Origin of the sequence: Devosia sp. FKR38, assembly GCF_005222805.1 — a bacterium.
GTDB lineage: Bacteria > Pseudomonadota > Alphaproteobacteria > Rhizobiales > Devosiaceae > Devosia.
In genome coordinates, this window is the sequence record NZ_STGC01000005.1 from 1,452,028 (window position 1) to 1,471,090 (window position 19,063).

Sequence of the window (19,063 nt, forward strand, 5' to 3'; positions counted from 1 at the left end):
TTTTGCCCATGACCACCCCCACGCTTGGCGTCTGCTACTATCCCGAACACTGGTCCGAAGACGTCTGGGAAACCGACGCCGCCCGCATGGCCGAAGTCGGCATCAAATATGTCCGCATCGGCGAATTTGCCTGGTCGCGCCTCGAACCCAAGCCGGGCCAGCTGCAGTTCGACTGGCTGATCCGCTCCATGGATGTGCTGGGCCGCCACGGCCTCAAGGTGATCTTCGGCACGCCCACCGCGACCCCGCCGCGCTGGATCGTGGACAAGCACCCCGATATGCTCGCCGTCGACGTGCAGGGCCGCCGCCGCGGCTTCGGTTCGCGCCGCCATTATGACTTCTCGCACCTCGGCTATCGCGAGGAATGCGCCCGCATCGTGCGCCTGCTGTCGGACGCCATCGGCGACCACCCGGCGCTGGGCGGCTGGCAGACCGACAATGAATATGGCTGCCACCAGACCACGCTGTCCTATTCGCCCGCGGCCACCGCTGGCTTCCAGCGCTGGCTGGAAGAAAAATACGGCACGATCGAAGCGCTCAACCACGCCTGGGGCACGGTGTTCTGGTCCATGGATTACGACCGCTTCGACCAGATCGAGCTGCCGCATCTGCTGGTGACCGATGGCGCCCCGGCCCATCTGCTCGATTTCCGCCGCTACTCGTCCGATCAGGTCGGCGCCTTCAACAAGGTGCAGTACGACATCCTCAAGGCCCGTCGCCCCGACCTGCCGGTGATCCACAATTTCATGGGTCGCTTTGTCGACTTCGACCATTACGATCTGGCCGAGACGCTGGATGTGGCCGCCTGGGACGCCTATCCGCTCGGCCATCTCGATGGCGGTCCGGAATCCGACGAAGTCAAGCGCGCCTATATGCGTCAGGGCGAGCCCGACTTTCAGGCCTTCTACCATGACCTCTACCGCACCGTCGGCCATGGCCGCTGGTGGATCATGGAGCAGCAGCCCGGCCCGGTGAACTGGGCCACGCACAATCCTGATCCCCTGCCCGGCATGGCCCGCCTGTGGGCCTGGGAAGCCTTTGGCCATGGCGCCGAAGTGGTGTCCTACTTCCGCTGGCGCCAGGCCCCCTTTGCCCAGGAACAGATGCACGCCGGCCTGCTGCGTCCCGATAGCGAACCCGCACCGGCCTATGGCGAAGCCGCCCAGGTCGCCCGCGAACTGCGCGAGATCGGTCTCGCCGGCACGGCCAACAAGGGCCGCGTTGCCATCGTCTATGACTATGAGAGCGAATGGGCCTGGCAGATCCAGCCGCAGGCCGACGGCTTCTCGCATGGCGCCCATGTGCGCGGCCTCTATGCGGCCTTCCGCAAGCATGGCGTGGATATCGACATCATCTCGCCCAAGACCAAGAGCTTTGCCGGCTACGACATTGTCGCCATCCCGGCGCTGTTCACCTGGAACGACGATCTGCGTGCCGCCATGGAGGCCTTCGAGGGCCATCTGCTGATCGGCCCGCGCACCGGCTCCAAGACCGAGAACTTCTCCATTCCGGCGCGCCTGGCACCGGATCTCTCGGCCAATCTGCTCGACGTCAAGGTCATGCGCATCGACAGCATCAATCCGGCGGTCGAAGTCGAGGTCAAGGGCGGCGGCGCCGTCACCCATTGGCGTGAGCGCATCGAGACCAAGGCCAATGTGATCTTCGAGGACGTCGAAGGCTGGCCGGTGCTGATGTCGCAGGGCAAGCTGTTCTACCTCGGCGCCGCAGGCACCAAGGCGCTGGTGCAGCGCGTGGTGGACTATCTGATCGCCGAAGCCGACCTGCCGACGCTGGCCCTGCCCGCCGGCGTCCGCTGCCGCACTCGCGACGGCTTCCGCATCTATGTCAACTACGGCGCCCATGCGGCCACACTGGTGCCGGCCAGCGACGAAGCCGGCTATGCGCTGGGCACCGCCGCTATGCCGCCTGCCGGTGTCACCGTGGCACGACTCGCCACGGCCTCGTAATGCTCGGGATGGCGGCGCGGATATCAAACCGCGCCGCCGTCCTGTTCCAGGCCAGCCACTGCACCCCGCCGGTGGCCAGAATATCGGCATCGATGATCTGACTGCCGGCGCAGAACTGCGGCACGTCCATGCGGGCAATGACCAGATCGACAACACCGCAATCATCGGCAAAGGCCGCAGCGCTCTTGACCAAAGCGATGCTGAAGTCCGGCGTATGGGCGATGCAGCCCAGGCTGTCGCAGGCCAGATCAGCAAAGCCCTCGGTGATCGGCCACTGATAGTGGTCGCTCCAGGCCTGCACCACAAAGCTGTCACTCTTGCCGCTGATCAGCCCCATGCCCTCGCCCGTGCGGATCGCCACGGCCTGGGTACTGTCGGCAACCAGCACGTCTGGGCGGATATCAAGGCCGACGATCAGCACCAGCGGCAGCGCCGCAGCCGGCCCCAGGAAGCGTAGTCGCCCGGGAAAGAAGGCAAACCAGGCGAGCCCGAGCAGGCCGATCACCAGGGCCCAACCCGTCAGCAATGGGTTACCCGTCCAGTTCTCGCTCCAGCCTGCGATCAGCGTGGCGACATCGACCATGCGATCTATGCCCCAGCCCATGACCACGAGGAACGGCGCCTCGATGCCCAGCGGCATTGCCAAGACCGAGAGCACGGCAAAGGGCATGATGATAAGGCCGACGACCGGCAGCACCAGCACATTGCTGACCACGCCCAGCGGCGCCGTCTGCTGGAAATGATAGGCCGAGAATAAGAGCGTCGCCGCGCCGGCGATCAGGCTGGTCAGGGCCGTCGCCCAGATCGTTTCCCAGAGCCGGTCAGCCCAGGAGCGCAGAACCGGCAGTTGCTGGCGCGGCATTTCATAGACGCCGATCAGCGCCACCACGGCGGCGAAGGACAACTGGAAACTGGCGCGGAACACGCTGGCCGGGTCGATGATGATGATGGCAATGGCGACCAGCGCGACATTGCGCATGGTGAGGGCCCGCCGCCCCGCCAGCACCGCGCCAAAGATCAGGCCCAGCATCATGGCCGAGCGCAGGGCCGGCACATTGGCCAGCCCGCCGGCCAGCAGCATATAGCCCGCGGCCGCCAAGAGGCCCGCCACGGCAGCAATGCGTTTGACCGGCAGGCGGCCGGTCGCAGCGGGAACAGCCGCCAGCAGCCAGCGCAACAGCCAGAAGATGCCCCCAGCGACGATCGACAGGTGCAGGCCCGAGATCGAATAGATATGCGCCAGCCCCGATCGCGCCATGACATCCCGCGTCTCGTCGCTGATCGCGCTTTGGTCACCCACCACCATGGCCCGGCCAATGGCCGCGGAAACGCCGTCGAGCCGGGCGTCAATGCGCTGACCGATCCCCATGCGCAGGACCTCGACGCCGCGCAGCAGGTCAAGACTGGAGCCGGTCTCCACCAGGGCGAAATCACCGGTCGCCATGCCATAGGCACCGACGCCGGCAAAAAAGGCGTGGAACTGCCCGTCGTAGCTGCCCGGCAGGATCGGTCCTGGCACCGGCGCCAGACGCATCTGCGCCTGGATGATGTCGCCCGGCGCAAGCGGCGGTTGTGGCGGCACTGTCAGCCGCGCCTTGCGGATCGGCACCGCCCGCGTGTCCTCGAGCGGCACCAGCCCCGAGATGATCACCCGGCGGACCTCATCGGTGGCGAGAACAATCTCGTCGACGCGGGCCGCGAAAAGCCCATAGGCAGGGCGCGCCAGCATGGGTGTGCCAAACAGCCAGCCATGGACGGGCAGCAGACAAGCGCCAACCAATCCTGCCGCCACAAGCCCGGCCCAGAAGCGATGCGTCGCGTGTCGCAGCAGGATCAGCAGGCAGGCCATAGCGACGCAGGCCAGACCCAGCGCAAGGGCGCTCGGCTCGTTCGGCGCAACGCTATAGCCGACCAGCCCCAGGATCATGGCAAAGGGCAGTATTACGAAGACGCGTCGATGGTTCACCGCATCAACGCAGGCGGTGCGGACGCGCGAAAGACGGCTGGGCGGCGGCTGGAATGGCCCGCGTGCCAGCCGGCCGGGCACAGCTGGCGGTGGCGCCGCAACATCAAGCGCGGCCAGCCGATCCGTCTCCAGACTTTCGCCCTGCTGCACCGGCCCTGCCCCCGCCCTTGCGCTCGTGCCCTTCTATGCTACACACGGCGCACACTCTCTCCAAGCACTCCGGTCTCATGTCCCAGGTCGTCACCCGTTTCGCCCCCTCGCCCACCGGCTACCTCCACATCGGCGGCGCCCGCACTGCGCTGTTCAGCTGGGCTTTCGCCAAGAACCAGGGCGGCAAGATGCTGCTCCGCATCGAGGACACCGATCGGGAACGCTCGACCGAAGCCGCCGTCGTGGCGCTGATCGATGGCCTGAAATGGCTCGGCCTGGATTGGGATGGCGAGCCGATCAGCCAGTTCGGCCGCGCCGCCCGCCACGCCGAGATCGCCCATGAACTGGTCAAGATCGGCCATGCCTATTACTGCTATTGCTCGCCCGCCGAGCTCGACCAGATGCGCGAAGAGGCCCGCGCCGCCGGCAAGCCGCCGCGCTACAACGGCTATTGGCGCGACCGTGACCCGTCCGAGGCCCCGGCCGGCGTCGCGCCGGTGATCCGCATCAAGGCTCCACTGAGCGGCGACATCGTCGTCAACGACCATGTGCAGGGCAAGGTGGTATTCAAGGCCGAGAATCTGGACGATTTCATCATCCTGCGCTCGGACGGCACCCCGACCTATATGCACGCCGTGGTGGTCGACGACCACGACATGGGCGTCACCCACATCATCCGCGGCGACGACCATCTGACCAATGCCGCCCGCCAGATCGTGGTTTACAACGCCATGGGCTGGACCGTGCCAGAGATGGCGCATATCCCGCTGATCCATGGTCCGGACGGCGCAAAGCTGTCCAAGCGCCATGGCGCGCTGGGCGTCGAGGCCTATCGCCAGATGGGCTATCTGCCCGCCGCCCTGCGCAATTATCTGGCCCGCCTGGGCTGGAGCCATGGCGACGACGAGTTTTTCACCACCGACCAGATGGTGGAGTGGTTTAGCCTGGATGCCCTCAACAAGGGCGCGGCGCGCTTCGACTTCGTCAAGCTCGAGAACATCAACGGCCACTATATCCGCGAGGCTACGCCCGACTATCTGTACGACGTCATGCTGGCCACGGCCCAGGAACTGGTCCGCACCTTTGACGTTGACGGGCTGACCGCCAACAAGGCCACCGTGCTCTCGGCCCTGCCCGAGCTGCAGCCGCGCGCCAAGACCGTGCTCGAACTGATCGATCTCGCCCAGTTCATCTATGCGTCACGTCCGCTGTCTATTGATGCGGCCGCGTCGGCGCTGCTGACCACCGATTCACGCGCTGTTCTGTCGGACATGGCAGAGCTGCTGCGTGGCCTCAACGAATGGTCGGTGCCGGCAATCGACGCCGCCATGCGCACGCTGGCTGAGTCCAAGGGACTCAAGCTCGGCAAGCTGGCGCAGCCCCTGCGGGCGGCCCTGACGGGACGCACCGTTTCGCCCGGAATTTTCGAGGTGATGGTGCTCATCGGTCGCGATGAGACCATGGCGCGACTGGGCGATCAAATCGGGACTGTCTAGTGCTATTCGGAGGGTAAGGCTTGCTTACCCATCAGTTGCCTCGGGCCGGCAAAAGCTGATACCTGTCCGAGGACATATGTGACGACCACATAGCCGGCCCCCTGGTATGCGCGTCTGTTCGCGTCACCAGTCAGGGGGCCATCGAGGAGAGCTCAATGACCGACAAAGTCGCCAAACTCGTCATCGGGGACCAGACCCACGAATTTCCCGTTCTGTCCGGCTCAGTGGGCCCGGATGTGATCGACATTCGCACCCTCTATGCCAAGACCGGCATGTTCACCTACGACCCCGGCTTCACCTCCACGGCAGCCTGCGACAGCGCCATCACCTATATCGACGGCGACAAGGGTGAACTGCTCTACCGCGGCTACCCGATCGACCAGCTCTCCGAAAAGAGCAGCTATCTCGAAGTCTGCTATCTGCTGCTCTACGGCGAACTGCCCAACAAGGAAAAACTGGCCGAGTTCGATGAACTGGTAACTCGGCACACCATGGTGCATGAGCAGATGCACTATTTCTACCGTGGCTTCCGCCGCGATGCCCATCCGATGGCCATCATGACCGGCGTGGTCGGTGCAATGGCCGCCTTCTACCATGACTCCACCGACATCACCGACCCGCGTCAGCGCGAGATCGCCTCGATCCGCATGATCGCCAAGATGCCGACGATCGCTGCCATGGCCTATAAATATTCGGTCGGCCAGCCCTTCGTCTATCCGCGCAACGACCTCGACTATGCGTCGAACTTCCTGCACATGTGCTTCTCGGTTCCCGCCGAGCAGTATGAGGTGAACCCCACCATCGCCAAGGCGATGGACCTGATCTTCACCCTGCATGCCGACCACGAGCAGAACGCTTCGACCTCGACGGTGCGCCTGGCCGGTTCGTCCGACGCCAACCCCTTCGCCTGTATCGCAGCCGGCGTGGCGTGCCTGTGGGGCCCTGCCCATGGCGGCGCCAATGAAGCCGCGCTCAACATGCTCAAGCAGATCGGCACCGTCGATCGCATTCCCGAGTTCATTGCCCGCGCCAAGGACAAGAGCGACCCGTTCAAGCTGATGGGTTTCGGTCACCGCGTGTACAAGAACTTCGATCCCCGTGCGACGGTGATGCAGAAGACGGCCAAGGAAGTGCTCGACCTGCTGGGCGTGCACAACAACCCGACGCTGCAGGTGGCCCAGGAGCTCGAAAAGATCGCGCTCGAGGACCCCTATTTCATCGAACGCAAGCTCTACCCCAACGTCGACTTCTATTCGGGCATTATCCTGGAAGCCATCGGCTTCCCGACTTCGATGTTCACCGTGCTGTTCTCGGTCGCCCGCACCGTTGGCTGGATCAGCCAGTGGAAGGAAATGATTGCCGATCCGCAGAAGAAGATCGGCCGTCCGCGCCAGCTCTACAACGGCGCCCCGATGCGCGACTACGAAAGCGTCGACAACCGCTGACGGTCAGCCCAATGGCTCAGGATCCGGTCCGCAGGGTCCTGCCGGGCAAAGCCGGGTTCACCCGACTGCATGAGTTCCGAAAGCTCGCCAAAGGCCAGGATCTGGTCATGGCGGGCTTTTTTGCTGTCCAGCAGCGCCCGCAAGGCCGCTGTGGCTTGGTCTGCATTGCCGCCGGCCTGCACCAGCTCGGGCAACACGGCCCGGCCAAGGATGATATTGGGCAGCGAGACGGCGGGGCGACCAAGCTTGTCGAAAGCCCGGGCCTGGTGGGCATCCATGATATAGCAGACCACCATGGGCAGGCGCGCCAGGGCCAGTTCCAGCGTGGCGGTGCCCGAGACACACAGCGCGGCAATGGCCCGGCCATAGAGCGCCTTGCGCTGGCCGCGATCGGAGACAATTGCTACGGGCACTGGCCAGTCAGCCGTCTCGCGCCGCAACCGCTCGGCCAGTGACGGCAGGGTCGGAATGATGACGCCATCGATGGCCGGATGTCTGCCGAGCGCGGCCAGCACATCGCGGAACATCGGCAGGTGTCGGCGCAGCTCGCCATCGCGGCTGCCGGGCAGCAGCATCAGCGGCCCGCGCTCTGGCGGCTCGGTGGTGTCGAGACGCTCCGCCAGGGCCGGATGGCCGACATAGCTGGTGGGCGGCCCGCCCAGGCGCTGCATCACCGCTGGCTCAAACGGTAGCACCGCCATGACCTCTGCGACCAGCGGCGCCAGCCGCGCAGCCCGCTGCGGCGCCCTGGCCCAGACCGAGGGCGCTACATAGAGGATGACAACGCCGGCATAGCCAAGAGCCTTGAGGCGTTTGGCCACCAGGCGGGAAAAATCCTGCGCATCGACCAGCACGACGATGTCCGGGCGCGACGCGCGAATGAACCGCGCCGTCTGCTCGACCCGCCACAGCAGCAGCGGCAAGCGACGCAGCACATCACTGATGCCCATGACGGCCAGGTCAGTCATCGGGAACAGGCTGACGAGGCCATGCGCCTTGAGCTCGTCACCACCAACGCCAGTGAGCGCCAAAGGCACCCGCGCCTTGAGGCGCTGCACCAGATCGGCGGCAATGCGGTCCCCGGAGGGTTCGCCGGCCAGAATGAAGAGTTTTAAGGGATCAGCCACGGTCGAGCGCCTTGAACAGCGGGGCAGCCGCACAGGCTATAGGGCCCGGGCGGCGTCCGGCACCAGGCCAGCGGCGCCCGGGCAAGGCCAACATCAGTCTGCCGTCTGGCCGTCGCGCGGGGTCAGGATCGGACGATCCGAGGCCGCCATAATGAAGGCCACCACGTCCTGCACCAGCACGTCATCCTTGAACAGGCTGGCGGCATCCTCGACACGCTCGCGCAGCGTGCCCTCATTGGAGAAAATCTGCCGATAGGCGGCGCGCAGGCGATGGATTGCCTCGCGGTCGAACTTGCGACGCTTGAGGCCAACCAGGTTCAGCCCGGTCAGCGCGGCACGATTGCCCACGGCCATGCCATAGGGAATGATATCGCCATCCACCATCGACTGCGCACCGACAAAGGCATGCGCGCCAATGCGGGTGAACTGGTGGATCACGCAGGTGCCACCGAAAATGACATTGTCACCGATCTGGCAATGGCCGGCGATGCCAACATAATTGGCCATGATGACATTGTTGCCGATGATGGCGTCATGCGCCACATGGGCGCTGGCCATGATCAGGCAGTCATTGCCGATCTTGGTCAACATGCCGCCGTTTTCGGTCCCCGGATTGATGGTGACCGACTCGCGGATGGTGCAACGCTCGCCGATCTCCAGCCGAGACGCCTCGCCGTGGAACTTGAGATCCTGCGGCACATGGCCGACGGAAGCGAAGGGGAAAATGCGCGTACCGGCGCCCACCTCGGTATAGCCGTCGATGGACACATGGGAGATCAGCTCGACCCCGTCATGCAGCACGACATTGGCACCGACGATGCAATAGGGCCCAATGCGCACGCCCTCCCCCAGGCGCGCGCCATCGGCAACAATGGCTGTCGGATGAACGACTGCAGCGGTCACGAAGTGGCCTCGACGATCATGGCGGTGATCTCCGCCTCCGCGATCATCGTGCCATCGACCATGGCCTCGGCCTTGTAGCGACCGACATTGCGGCGCCGCTGGATCTTGGAAATATGGAACTCGATGACATCGCCGGGGCCAGCCGGCTTGCGGAACTTGGCCTTGTCGACGCCCAGCATCAGCACGATGTTCTTCCGCCCGCTGGTCGAGTCATGCTTGATCACGATCGCGCCGGCCGTCTGGGCCATGCCTTCGATGATCAGCACGCCCGGGAAAATCGGGTTCTCCGGGAAATGGCCCTGGAAAATCGGCTCATTGAACGTCACGTTCTTGATGCCGACTGCACTCTCATCGCCATTGATGCTGATGATCTTGTCGATCATCAGGAACGGATAGCGATGCGGCAGGCTCTTGAGGATCTCGGCAATGCTCATCGCAGTGAGCTCGGTGCTCTCGTTCATCCCCGTTTGTCTCCCTTGGAAAGTCTACGCACGACGGCGATCTCTCGCCAAAAATCTCGAATATCCTGAGCCGGCGCCCCCGCCAGCTTGGAGCCTTCCGGCCAGTCCTTGGTGACGGCTGCACGGCCATGCACAACCGAACCTGAGCCAATGCTCAAATGGCCCGAAGTGCCCACGCCACCACCCATCAACACCCCATCGCCAACGATGGTCGAACCGGACAATCCCGACATCGCCGCAATCAGGCAATTGCGCCCGATTCGACAGTTGTGTCCGATCTGGACCAGATTGTCGATCTTGGTTCCCTCGCCAATCATCGTGTCGCCCAAGGCACCACGGTCAATGCTGGAATTGGCGCCAATTTCAACCCGATCCTGGATCAGGACCCGCCCCAGCTGGGGCACCTTGCGGTTGCCACGCCCCTGGTCCAGCCAGCCGAAACCTTCGGTGCCGATGCGCGTACCGGAGTGGATCACCACCTCATTGCCGATATGGGCACAGTCGATGGTGCAATTGGCGCCGATCAGGCTGTTGCGCCCGATGGTGACGCCCGGTCCCAGAACCGTATTGGCCCCAATGACAGTGCCGCGGCCGATCTCTACGCCATGACCAATCACGACATTGGCACCGATGGAAACATCGGCCTCGATCAGGGGCTCGCCCAGGTCCTCGCGGCGTCCAGCCATGATGGCGCGCGTGCTGTTGGGGAACAGCACATCGAGCATGTCAGCAAACAGCGGATGCGGCTTGTCGCAGACGACGGGGACGACACCGGCCGGCACCAGCTCCAGCAGCGCTGGCTGCACAATCACAACACCGGCGCCGGTACCGCGCAATTCGGCGCTGTAGCTGGCATGCGCGGCCAGGGCCAGATCGCCCGGCCCTGCCAGATCAAGACCCTGCACGCCGGAAATAATCAAATCAGCAGCGGCGCCAGACGGCACCAGATCACTGCGGCCCAGGCTCGACAAAATATCACGAACCGTCGTCGGACCGGCAAAGCGATGAAAACGAGTATCGACCATGGAGCCACTCAAAAGCATTGAGCCGCGGCGCTACCGCCCCGCGGCTCAATGAACTGTATCACACGATGACGACTAGAGCAGCGTCTGCAGCGTGAGCTGGAACACCTGCGTGCGATCCGAGCTCGACTTGTTGAGAACATGCGCGAAGTCGCCACGCAGCGGACCAAACGGCGAGTCCCAGATCAGGGAAGCACCGATGGACGTCCGCCACGGCACATCCATGCTGCCGGCATCGACCGGCGACAGGGCAGCTGCGCCCGTGCCGATCTTGGGCAGGCCGTCAACCCAGGCCGCATCGGCCCAGATCGCGCCGCTCAGCCCATAGCTCTCGGGCAGTGCCGGGATCGGGAAGCTGATTTCGGCAGAGACACCGGCATACATGGTGGCGCCGAGATATTCGCCGCTCGCCAGACGCGGGCCCAGACCACGGCTTTCAAAGCCACGGATCAGCTGCGAACCGGGATTGAAGGCTTCCACAGCATGCACGCCCGTACCGCTGAGGTCGTTGATCACGCCGGCCTGGCCCTTGAGGCTGGCGACGATACCACTATCTTCCATCAGCGGGACGAAGTAGCGCGCGCGGCCTTCGGACTTGATCAGGTTATGATCCCAGCCGATGTACTGCTGCGTGAAGGTGGCATAGAGGCCTTCTGTCGGCTTCTTGGTATCGTCAAGGCTGTTCCAGGTCAGCGTGTAACCAGCGAAGGCCTTGTAGAATTCCTTGCCATCAACAACCAGCGACGAGCGATAGCGCGGGTTATCCTTGGTATCGGTGATGAGCTTGCGCTCCATACCACCGAACACGGTTGCGCTCAGGTCGGACGTCAGCGGGATGCCAGCACGCAGCGCACCACCGGTGGCCTGCGAACCATAGAAGCTCGCCGTCGTCTCTTCGTTGATGCGATGGTACGCGTCAACACCAGCCGACACCTTCAGACCCATGAAACGGGGCTCGGTGAAGGAGAAGTCAAAGGTACGGCCGGCCTGCGACGCGCCGATGGCGGCACGCAGATACTGGCCACGACCCAGGAAGTTGCGCTCGGTGAGCGAGACTTCACCCAGGATACCGTCAACCGTCGAGTAGCCGGCCGTCGCACCATATTCACCAGTGGACTTTTCGGTCAGGGCGACATTGACGACAACCTTGTCAGGCGCCGAACCAGGAGCGGTCGTCACATTGACGGCCGAGAAAAAGTCCAGGGCCTGGATGTTGTTGCGACCACGAACGATCAGGGCACGGTTGAAGGGGTCGCCTTCAGCGAACTCCAGCTCGCGACGGATGACGAAGTCACGCGTCTTGTCATTGCCGGTGATATTGATGCGCTCGACGTAGACCCGCGGACCTTCGTCAACCAGATAGGTGACCTTGAAGGTGCCATTGGCAGCATCGCGCTCGAGACGAGCCCGGACGTCAGCAAAGGAGTAACCCTGCGTCGTCGCCTCATAGGTCATGTCTTCGATGGTGGTCTGCAGCTCGGTCACCGAGTAGCGACCGCCCTCACCCGTCTGCACAACACCCTTGAGGGCATTGGTGTTCAGGCCAGGAATGCTGGTTTCGATCCCGACCTGCGAGAAGCTGTACTTCTGGCCTTCGTTGATCGTGAAATTGATGAAATAGGCGTTCTTGGCGGCGTCATACTCGCCGACCGACGTCACCTGGGTGTCCGGGTAGCCGCGGTTGGCGTAGTACAGACGAATGCGCTCGCGATCGACGGCGATCTTCTGCTCGTCGTAGCTATCGTCCTTGAGCAGCCAGCTCAGGAAGCCGGTTTCCTTGGTCAGCATGGCACCCTTGAGGTTGCCACCGTTGATTGCATTGTTGCCGGTGAAGTTGATCGCAGCGATACCCGCGCGATTGCCTTCATTGACGACGAACACCACACGCACACGACCGTCGGCAGTTGCCTCGGTCCGCGGCGTCACCGACACGGAGCGGAAGCCCTCGCGATCGTAGGCCTGACGGATGCTCTCGGTATCCGCAGCCAGACGCTGCTGGGTGAAGATGCCGGACGCCGACACATCAACCATCGTCAGCAGCTGCGCATCGGTAAAGCGCCGATTGCCCTCGAACAGCACAGAAGCGACCAGCTGGTCCTTCGCCTGCACAGTCGCAACGCCCAGAACCGGAACACTGGCGCCAGCAAGTGGAGCAGCCCCGAGTATCGCAAGCGCCAGGAATGCACCGCGCATCGACGTAGTGGGGTGGATCATATTATTTTTGCCTTCTGCGACCGAACCCAGAGAATCGCCATGCACAGCGATCCCCAAGATAACTCCATGACACCGTTTTACCGCCTTTTTAACCAAGGACAAGGTGTAAGCCTCGTCGCAGTTAGCAAAAGCTTCGTGCCCTTGTATTCGAGCAACACCTTACCAACCAAGGTTAACAAGGCGTTAACGCAGGATTCCAAGGTACTCGAACAGCGTATCGTTGATGAGCGTGAACACCATCAGACTCAGGACCAGGGTAAATCCGATACGGAACCCGATTTCCTGCACCCTCATGCTGAGCGGACGCCCCCTCACAGCTTCAACCAGATAATACAGCAGATGTCCGCCGTCGAGCATAGGTACAGGCAAAAGGTTGAATAAACCGATATTTAGCGAGAGCAGCGCCATAAGATTTATGAGTGCGACAATCCCCAGAGTCGCCACCTCGCCGGACACGCGGGCAACCTTGACCGGCCCGCCCAGCTGCTGCACATCGCCCTTGCCGACGAAGAAGTCACCCATGAAGGCCGCCGTGCGCTGCACGATGAAGCGGATTTCCTCGGTGGTCATGCCGATGGCCTCGACCGGATCGGGCCGATAGAGCGTCACATCGGTATCGGCCACATTGCGCATCACCCCGATACGGCCGATCCGCTGCTCACTGCCGAACGGACCCTCGACCTTGGTGGCCTCGGGCACCAGCACAATGGTCTGCGGCACCTGGTTGCGCTGCAACTCAATGGTCACCGCGCGGTCCGGACTGGTCGCCACCAGCCGCTGGAAATCCTCAAAGCCGCGCACCTTGTAGCCGTCAACGGCCACAATGGTGTCACCCGGCTCGATGCCGGCGCTTTCGGCCACCGAGCCCGCGACCACATCGCCGATCACCGGCGGAATGGTGTAGCGGCCATAGCCGAGCAGCAGGGCATAGAGCACCACAAAGGTCAGGATCACATTGGCCACCGGCCCCGCTGCAACCACCGAGATGCGCTGCCAGACGCCCTTGTTGGCAAACAGCCGCGGCGCCAGGGCCGGATCGGCCTGGGCAATCGCCTCAGCATCGGGCGCACTGGCGACATTCATGTCGCCCACAAAGCGAACATAGCCGCCCAGGGGAATGGCCGAGATGCGCCAGCGGGTGCCGTGCTTGTCGGTGCGACCGATCAGCTCCTTGCCGAAACCCACCGAGAAGGTCTCGATGGCAATGCCGTTCCAGCGGGCGACCAGGTAGTGGCCCATCTCATGGACAAAAACGATGACCGTCAGGATAGCCAGGAACGGCACCACAAAGGACAGCAGCCAGTAGATATAGTCGATCATGGTCTTCCTTGTGCGTCCGGCATGGCCTCAGCCTACCAGTAGAGCAGCCCCTGGGCCACGGCGTGGAAACCGCCGTGCAGCCCGCCCACGAGCAGCACCAGCAAGACGCCAAATGTAAGGCTGTCGAGCCGGTCCATCAGCCCGCCATGGCCGGGAATGATATCGCCACTGTCCTTGATGCGGAAATGGCGCTTGATAGCGCTTTCGCCCAGGTCACCCAACTGTCCCAGCACGCTGATGACAGCCGAGAGGCACAGCCCGATCCACCATGGCGAGTCGGTGGCCAGCACCCAGACCAGCAGCCCTGCCCCGGTGCCCAGCGCCAGACCGCCAAGCGCACCCGACCAGGTCTTGGATGGCGAGATGTCGGGCGCCAGCTTCTCGCCGCCAATCTGGCGGCCAGCAAAAAAGGCTGCAGAATCAGTCATCCACACCACAGTGCCCAGATAGACGCCGGCCCAGACGCCATCGAGAGTCGTGCCGCGCATCATCAGCGCCGCGATAATGATGGCGCCATAGATGCACAGGCCCAGCACACGCCACAGCATGCCCTCGCCGCGCGCGGCCAGTGCCACAACGCAGGCCAGGGCAATAATGCCCAGGCTGCCCAGCGGCCCCAGCGCCGGGAACACCAGACCCGACAGCGCCACCAGGCCAATCAGGCCATAGCCCACCGGCGTCAACGGCGCCCGCGAGACCATGGTTTCCCACTCGCGATAGGCGCCGGCGAACACCGCGCCGACCGTGGCGGCAAAGAAATAACTGCCCAGATAGAGCACGGTGGCCGTGACAGCGATCAGCACCAGCGCTGAAATCACCCGCGGACCAAGATCGGCCCAGGACCGCCGGGCCGGCTTGGCGATGTCTGCAGCAGATTGGCCGGGTTCACTCAAGGCGCAGCCGCCTCGATGCCGCCGAAACGCCGCTCGCGCCGCGCAAAGGTCTCGAGCACCCTAAGGAAGCTGGCCTCGTCGAAATCGGGCCAGTTCTCATCCACGAACACCAGCTCGGAATAGGCCGCCTGCCAGAGCAGGAAATTGGAAATGCGCTGCTCGCCGCTGGTGCGCACGATCAGGTCCGGATCCGGAATCCCGGAGGTGTAGAGATACGAAGCCATGGTCTGCTCGGTGATCTCTTCGGGCTTGAGCCGCCCGGCAGCCACCTCGGCAGCGATCAGCCGGGTCGCCTCGACGATCTCGGCCTTGCCGCCATAGTTGAACGCCACGATCAGCTCGAGCCCGGTGTTGGCGGCCGTCTTGGCCTCCACATCGTCGATCAGGCGCAGCAGCGAGGCCTCAAGCCCAGCCCGCGTGCCAATGATGCGGACCCGCACATTATTGCGGATCAGCCGCTGAAGGTCGGACGCAACAAAGCGCCGCAGCAGGTTGAAAATGAATGCGATCTCATCGCGCGGTCGCGACCAGTTCTCGGACGAGAAGCTGAAGACCGTCAGATGCGCCACGCCGTAGTTGATGCACAGCTCAACCAGGTTGCGCAGCGATTTGACGCCTTCGATATGGCCTTCCGTACGGCGCTTGCCGCGGGCCTTGGCCCAGCGGCCATTGCCGTCCATGATGACCCCCATATGCACAGGAACGCGCAGCGCCTGGCGCTGCACGTCCGGATTGGCAATGATGGGGTCCAAAGACATCTACGCCCTCCCAGCGCAGCAAGCAGGCGTCAAACCTGCATGATTTCGGCTTCCTTGGCCGCCACGATCTGATCGATCTCGGCCACGGCAGCATCGGTTGCCTTCTGCACCAGGTCAGCCTGCACACGGGCGTCGTCCTGGCTCATGCCGCTGTCCTTTTCGGCCTTCTTGAGCGTGTCCATGCCGTCGCGACGGATATGGCGCACGGCCACGCGGGCGGCCTCGGCATAGTTGTGGGCGACCTTGCTCAGCTCGCGCCGGCGCTCCTGGTTGAGCTCGGGCAGCGGCACCCGGATGATCTGCCCCTCGCCCATCGGGTTCAGACCCAGGCCGCTGTCGCGAATGGCCTTCTCGACGGCATTGGCCATGCTGCGATCCCAGACCTGGACGCTCAGCATCCGCGGCTCGGGAACCGTGACCGTCGCAACCTGGTTCAGCGGCATGCGCGAGCCATAGGCCTCCACCGTCACCGGCTCGAGCAGGCTGGCGCTGGCACGCCCGGTCCGCAGGCCGGACAATTCATCGCGCAGCGAGGAAATCGACTTCTGCATGCGGTTCTTGAGGTCAGCGAGATCATAGGCCATTACAGTTTTCCTTCCAGTCTAGAGCGGCTTGCCAACGCGCGTACTGCGCACACGGCCAGCCAGGACGCCGGAAAGACCTTCCTTGTCGTCCAGAGAATACACGATTATCGGCATGTTGTTGTCACGGGCAAGGGCGAATGCCGCCGTATCCATGACCTTGAGGTTCTGCGTGATGACATCTTCATGGCTGATCTGGTCATAACGCGTCGCCTTGGGATCCTTCTTGGGGTCCGCGGAATAGACGCCGTCGACATTGGTGCCCTTGAGCACGATATCGCATTCCAGCTCGATGGCGCGCAAGGCAGCAGCCGTATCGGTGGTGAAAAAGGGGTTGCCGATGCCGCCGCCCAGCACGACGACAAAGCCGTCTTCCAGCGCCGCCTTGGCAGCACGGGCAGTATAGGTATCGGCGACAGACGGCATGGTGGTGGCGCTAAACACCTTGGCCTTGACGCCAATGGCGGTCAGCGCACCGGCCAGGGCCAGGGCATTGATCACCGTGCCCAGCGTGCCCATCATGTCGGCCGTCACCCGGTCGCTGCCATTGGCAGCCATGGCCATGCCACGGAAAATATTGCCACCGCCGGTGACGATGGCCATCTGCACGCCCGAGCGGGCCACTTCGGCGATCTGCTGGGCGACCGCATCGAGAAATTCGGGTTGAATGCCAAACTGCTGGTCACCTGAAAGCGCTTCGCCAGAGACTTTGAGCAGAACGCGTTTATAGGCAGGCGCCATTGGCGAACCCCTTCTTGAGATGAGCACAGGGGCGCCGAATCCGGCAGCACCCGGCAGACACTATGGCAAAAGCGCCCGCAACAGAAGGCGTGGCGCCGGCAAATTCAGAAATTGGCAGGGTTTTATGCTCGATCCCTGGCGAGAACATGGCCGCCGGGAGAGCGGCAGGCGGACCCTTGGGCCCGCCCGCCAGTTAGGCTTACTTCACGCCAGCGGTAGCGGCGACTTCAGCAGCAAAGTCGGTCTCGACCTTTTCAATGCCTTCGCCCAGGGCAAAGCGCACGAAGCGGGTCAGCTTGATCGGCGCGCCGGCATCCTTTTCGGCGTTCTTGATCGCATCGCGGACCTTGGTCTCGCCGTCGATCACGAAGGTCTGGGCCAGCAGCGTGACTTCTTCGAAGTACTTGCGCATACGGCCATCGACCATCTTCTCGGCGATCTCGGCGGACTTGCCCGATTCCTTGACCTGCTCGAGGATGATGGCGCGCTCGCGGGCCACAACCGTCTGGTCGAGATCTTCGGGATCGATCGAGAGCGGGTTGGTGGCAGCGATGTGCATGGCCAGCTGCTTGCCCAGCGTGGACAGCACAGCCTTGTCGCCGGTCGATTCCAGCGCGACCAGGATGCCGATCTTGCCCAGGCCGGTCTTGACGGCGTTGTGGACATAGCTCTCGACCACGCCATTGCCGACCGAGACGTGGGCCGTGCGACGCAGGCCCATGTTCTCGCCGATCTTGGCGACGGCTTCGGTGATTTCGGCGGACACGGAGTGGCCGGTGCCGGGGAACGGCATTTCGCCCAGCTTGACCACATCGCCTTCGGCATCCAGGGCCAGCTTGGCGACATTGCTCACGATGGACTGGAACTGCTCGTTGCGGGCAACGAAGTCGGTCTCGGAGTTCACTTCGACCACGGCAGCGGAAGTGCCGGTGGTGACAACACCAACCAGGCCTTCAGCAGCAACGCGATCGGCCTTCTTGGCAGCCTTGGCCAGGCCACGGGTGCGCAGCCAGTCGACGGCTGCTTCCATGTCGCCATTGGTTTCGGCCAGGGCCTTCTTGCAGTCCATCATGCCCACGCCGGTGGAGTCACGAAGCTGCTTGACCAGGCCTGCAGTAATTTCAACCATGATAATACCTTTCGGCGACCCCTATTGCGGGGCCGCATGGTTCGAATCAGGAATGGGTCTGGAAATACCAGACTTAGTTGACGGTTGCGTCTTCCGACGGCAGATCTTCGGCCGGTGCGCGCTCGGAAGCGCCCAGGTCTGCACCCAGGGCCGACGACGAACGGCCGATGCCGTCGATGGCAGCCTTGGAGATCAGGGCGGTGTAGAGCTCGAGGGCGCGCGAGGCGTCGTCATTGCCGGGGATGGCATAGTCGACGGTGTCGGGATCGCAATTGGTGTCGACAATGGCGATAACCGGGATACCCAGGCGACGGGCTTCCTTGATCGCATTGGCTTCCTTGTTCGTGTCGATCACGAACAGCAGCGACGGCAGGTTGCCCATGTCCTTGATGCCGCCCAGGTCACGCTCAAGGCGTTCCTGCTCGCGGCTCATCATCAGGCGTTCCTTCTTGGTGCGCAGCGCCAGCTCGTCTTCGCCCATGCCTTCGAGTTCACGCAGGCGGGAGATGGACTTCGAAATCGTCTGCCAGTTGGTGAGCGTGCCGCCCAGCCAGCGGGAATTGACGAAATACTGGGCCGACTGCTTGGCAGCCTCGGCAACCAGCGGAGCGGCCTGGCGCTTGGTGCCCACGAACAGCACGCGGCCGCCATCGGCCACGGTGTCGGAGACCAGCTGCAGCGCGCGGCTCAGGGCCGGCACGGTCTGGCTCAGGTCGAGAATGTGAATGTCGTTGCGAACGCCAAAGATGTAGCGTTCCATCTTGGGGTTCCAGCGGTGCTTCTGGTGACCAAAGTGGACGCCAGCTTCGAGCAATTGGCGCATGGAGAAATCGGGCAGTGCCATTGTGGCTGCTCCTTGTTTACCGGTTGATGCCTCCACGAAACGCTGC

At 63.4% G+C, this 19,063-nt stretch carries 16 protein-coding genes; 3 read left to right on the forward strand and 13 right to left on the reverse strand.

Annotated elements, in window-relative coordinates:
* Positions 1–8: 8 nt before the first annotated feature.
* The gene (locus E8M79_RS11965; protein ID WP_137152119.1) at positions 9–1,967 is read left to right on the forward strand and encodes a beta-galactosidase; all 1,959 of its coding nucleotides are present in this window, start codon (positions 9–11) and stop codon (positions 1,965–1,967) included.
* Here E8M79_RS11965 and E8M79_RS11970 read toward each other — a convergent pair.
* On the reverse strand, positions 1,936–4,083 hold the full coding sequence (locus E8M79_RS11970) for a ComEC/Rec2 family competence protein (RefSeq protein WP_137152120.1): 2,148 nt from the start codon (positions 4,081–4,083) through the stop codon (positions 1,936–1,938). The genes E8M79_RS11965 and E8M79_RS11970 overlap by 32 nt on opposite strands.
* Before the next feature lie 35 nt (positions 4,084–4,118).
* On the opposite strand from E8M79_RS11970, the gene gltX reads away from it, so the two are divergent.
* Positions 4,119–5,579, forward strand: a complete 1,461-nt coding sequence (gene gltX, locus E8M79_RS11975) for a glutamate--tRNA ligase (protein ID WP_137152121.1) — start codon at positions 4,119–4,121, stop codon at positions 5,577–5,579.
* A gap of 155 nt (positions 5,580–5,734) precedes the next feature.
* The gene (gltA, locus tag E8M79_RS11980) at positions 5,735–7,024 is read left to right on the forward strand and encodes a citrate synthase (RefSeq protein ID WP_137152122.1); all 1,290 of its coding nucleotides are present in this window, start codon (positions 5,735–5,737) and stop codon (positions 7,022–7,024) included.
* Here gltA and E8M79_RS11985 read toward each other — a convergent pair.
* From E8M79_RS11985 to rpsB, 12 genes are all read right to left on the reverse strand, one after another.
* Positions 7,000–8,151, reverse strand: coding sequence for a lipid-A-disaccharide synthase (locus E8M79_RS11985; RefSeq protein ID WP_171015838.1), 1,152 nt, complete (start codon positions 8,149–8,151; stop codon positions 7,000–7,002). The two genes, gltA and E8M79_RS11985, sit on opposite strands and share 25 nt — an antisense overlap.
* Positions 8,152–8,244: 93 nt before the next feature.
* Complete coding sequence (lpxA, locus tag E8M79_RS11990; RefSeq protein WP_137152124.1) at positions 8,245–9,054, reverse strand: acyl-ACP--UDP-N-acetylglucosamine O-acyltransferase; 810 nt, start codon at positions 9,052–9,054, stop codon at positions 8,245–8,247.
* A complete protein-coding gene (fabZ, locus tag E8M79_RS11995; protein WP_137152125.1) occupies positions 9,051–9,515 on the reverse strand; it encodes a 3-hydroxyacyl-ACP dehydratase FabZ in 465 nt (154 codons plus the stop codon). Before fabZ ends, lpxA begins: the two co-directional genes overlap by 4 nt.
* Positions 9,512–10,540 carry a UDP-3-O-(3-hydroxymyristoyl)glucosamine N-acyltransferase gene (gene lpxD, locus E8M79_RS12000; protein ID WP_171015839.1) on the reverse strand — a complete coding sequence of 343 codons (1,029 nt, stop codon included), beginning with the start codon at positions 10,538–10,540 and terminating at the stop codon, positions 9,512–9,514. Before lpxD ends, fabZ begins: the two co-directional genes overlap by 4 nt.
* A gap of 72 nt (positions 10,541–10,612) precedes the next feature.
* Positions 10,613–12,751: an outer membrane protein assembly factor BamA gene (bamA, locus tag E8M79_RS12005; protein WP_137152127.1), complete on the reverse strand. Its 2,139-nt coding sequence runs from the start codon at positions 12,749–12,751 to the stop codon at positions 10,613–10,615.
* Between the two features lie 183 nt (positions 12,752–12,934).
* Complete coding sequence (gene rseP / locus E8M79_RS12010) at positions 12,935–14,071, reverse strand: RIP metalloprotease RseP (RefSeq protein WP_137152128.1); 1,137 nt, start codon at positions 14,069–14,071, stop codon at positions 12,935–12,937.
* Positions 14,072–14,103: 32 nt separating this feature from the next.
* Positions 14,104–14,964, reverse strand: coding sequence for a phosphatidate cytidylyltransferase (locus E8M79_RS12015; protein WP_137152129.1), 861 nt, complete (start codon positions 14,962–14,964; stop codon positions 14,104–14,106).
* Entirely contained in the window at positions 14,961–15,722 is a 762-nt protein-coding gene (locus E8M79_RS12020) for an isoprenyl transferase (RefSeq protein WP_137152130.1), read from the reverse strand. The genes E8M79_RS12015 and E8M79_RS12020 overlap by 4 nt, the downstream gene beginning before the upstream one ends.
* Before the next feature lie 29 nt (positions 15,723–15,751).
* Positions 15,752–16,306 carry a ribosome recycling factor gene (frr, locus tag E8M79_RS12025; protein WP_137152131.1) on the reverse strand — a complete coding sequence of 185 codons (555 nt, stop codon included), beginning with the start codon at positions 16,304–16,306 and terminating at the stop codon, positions 15,752–15,754.
* 18 nt (positions 16,307–16,324) lie between these two features.
* On the reverse strand, positions 16,325–17,044 hold the full coding sequence (gene pyrH / locus E8M79_RS12030; RefSeq protein ID WP_137152132.1) for a UMP kinase: 720 nt from the start codon (positions 17,042–17,044) through the stop codon (positions 16,325–16,327).
* A gap of 199 nt (positions 17,045–17,243) precedes the next feature.
* On the reverse strand, positions 17,244–18,173 hold the full coding sequence (gene tsf / locus E8M79_RS12035; protein WP_137152133.1) for a translation elongation factor Ts: 930 nt from the start codon (positions 18,171–18,173) through the stop codon (positions 17,244–17,246).
* Positions 18,174–18,246: 73 nt separating this feature from the next.
* Positions 18,247–19,017, reverse strand: a complete 771-nt coding sequence (rpsB, locus tag E8M79_RS12040) for a 30S ribosomal protein S2 (protein ID WP_137152134.1) — start codon at positions 19,015–19,017, stop codon at positions 18,247–18,249.
* Between the last annotated feature and the right edge of the window lie 46 nt (positions 19,018–19,063).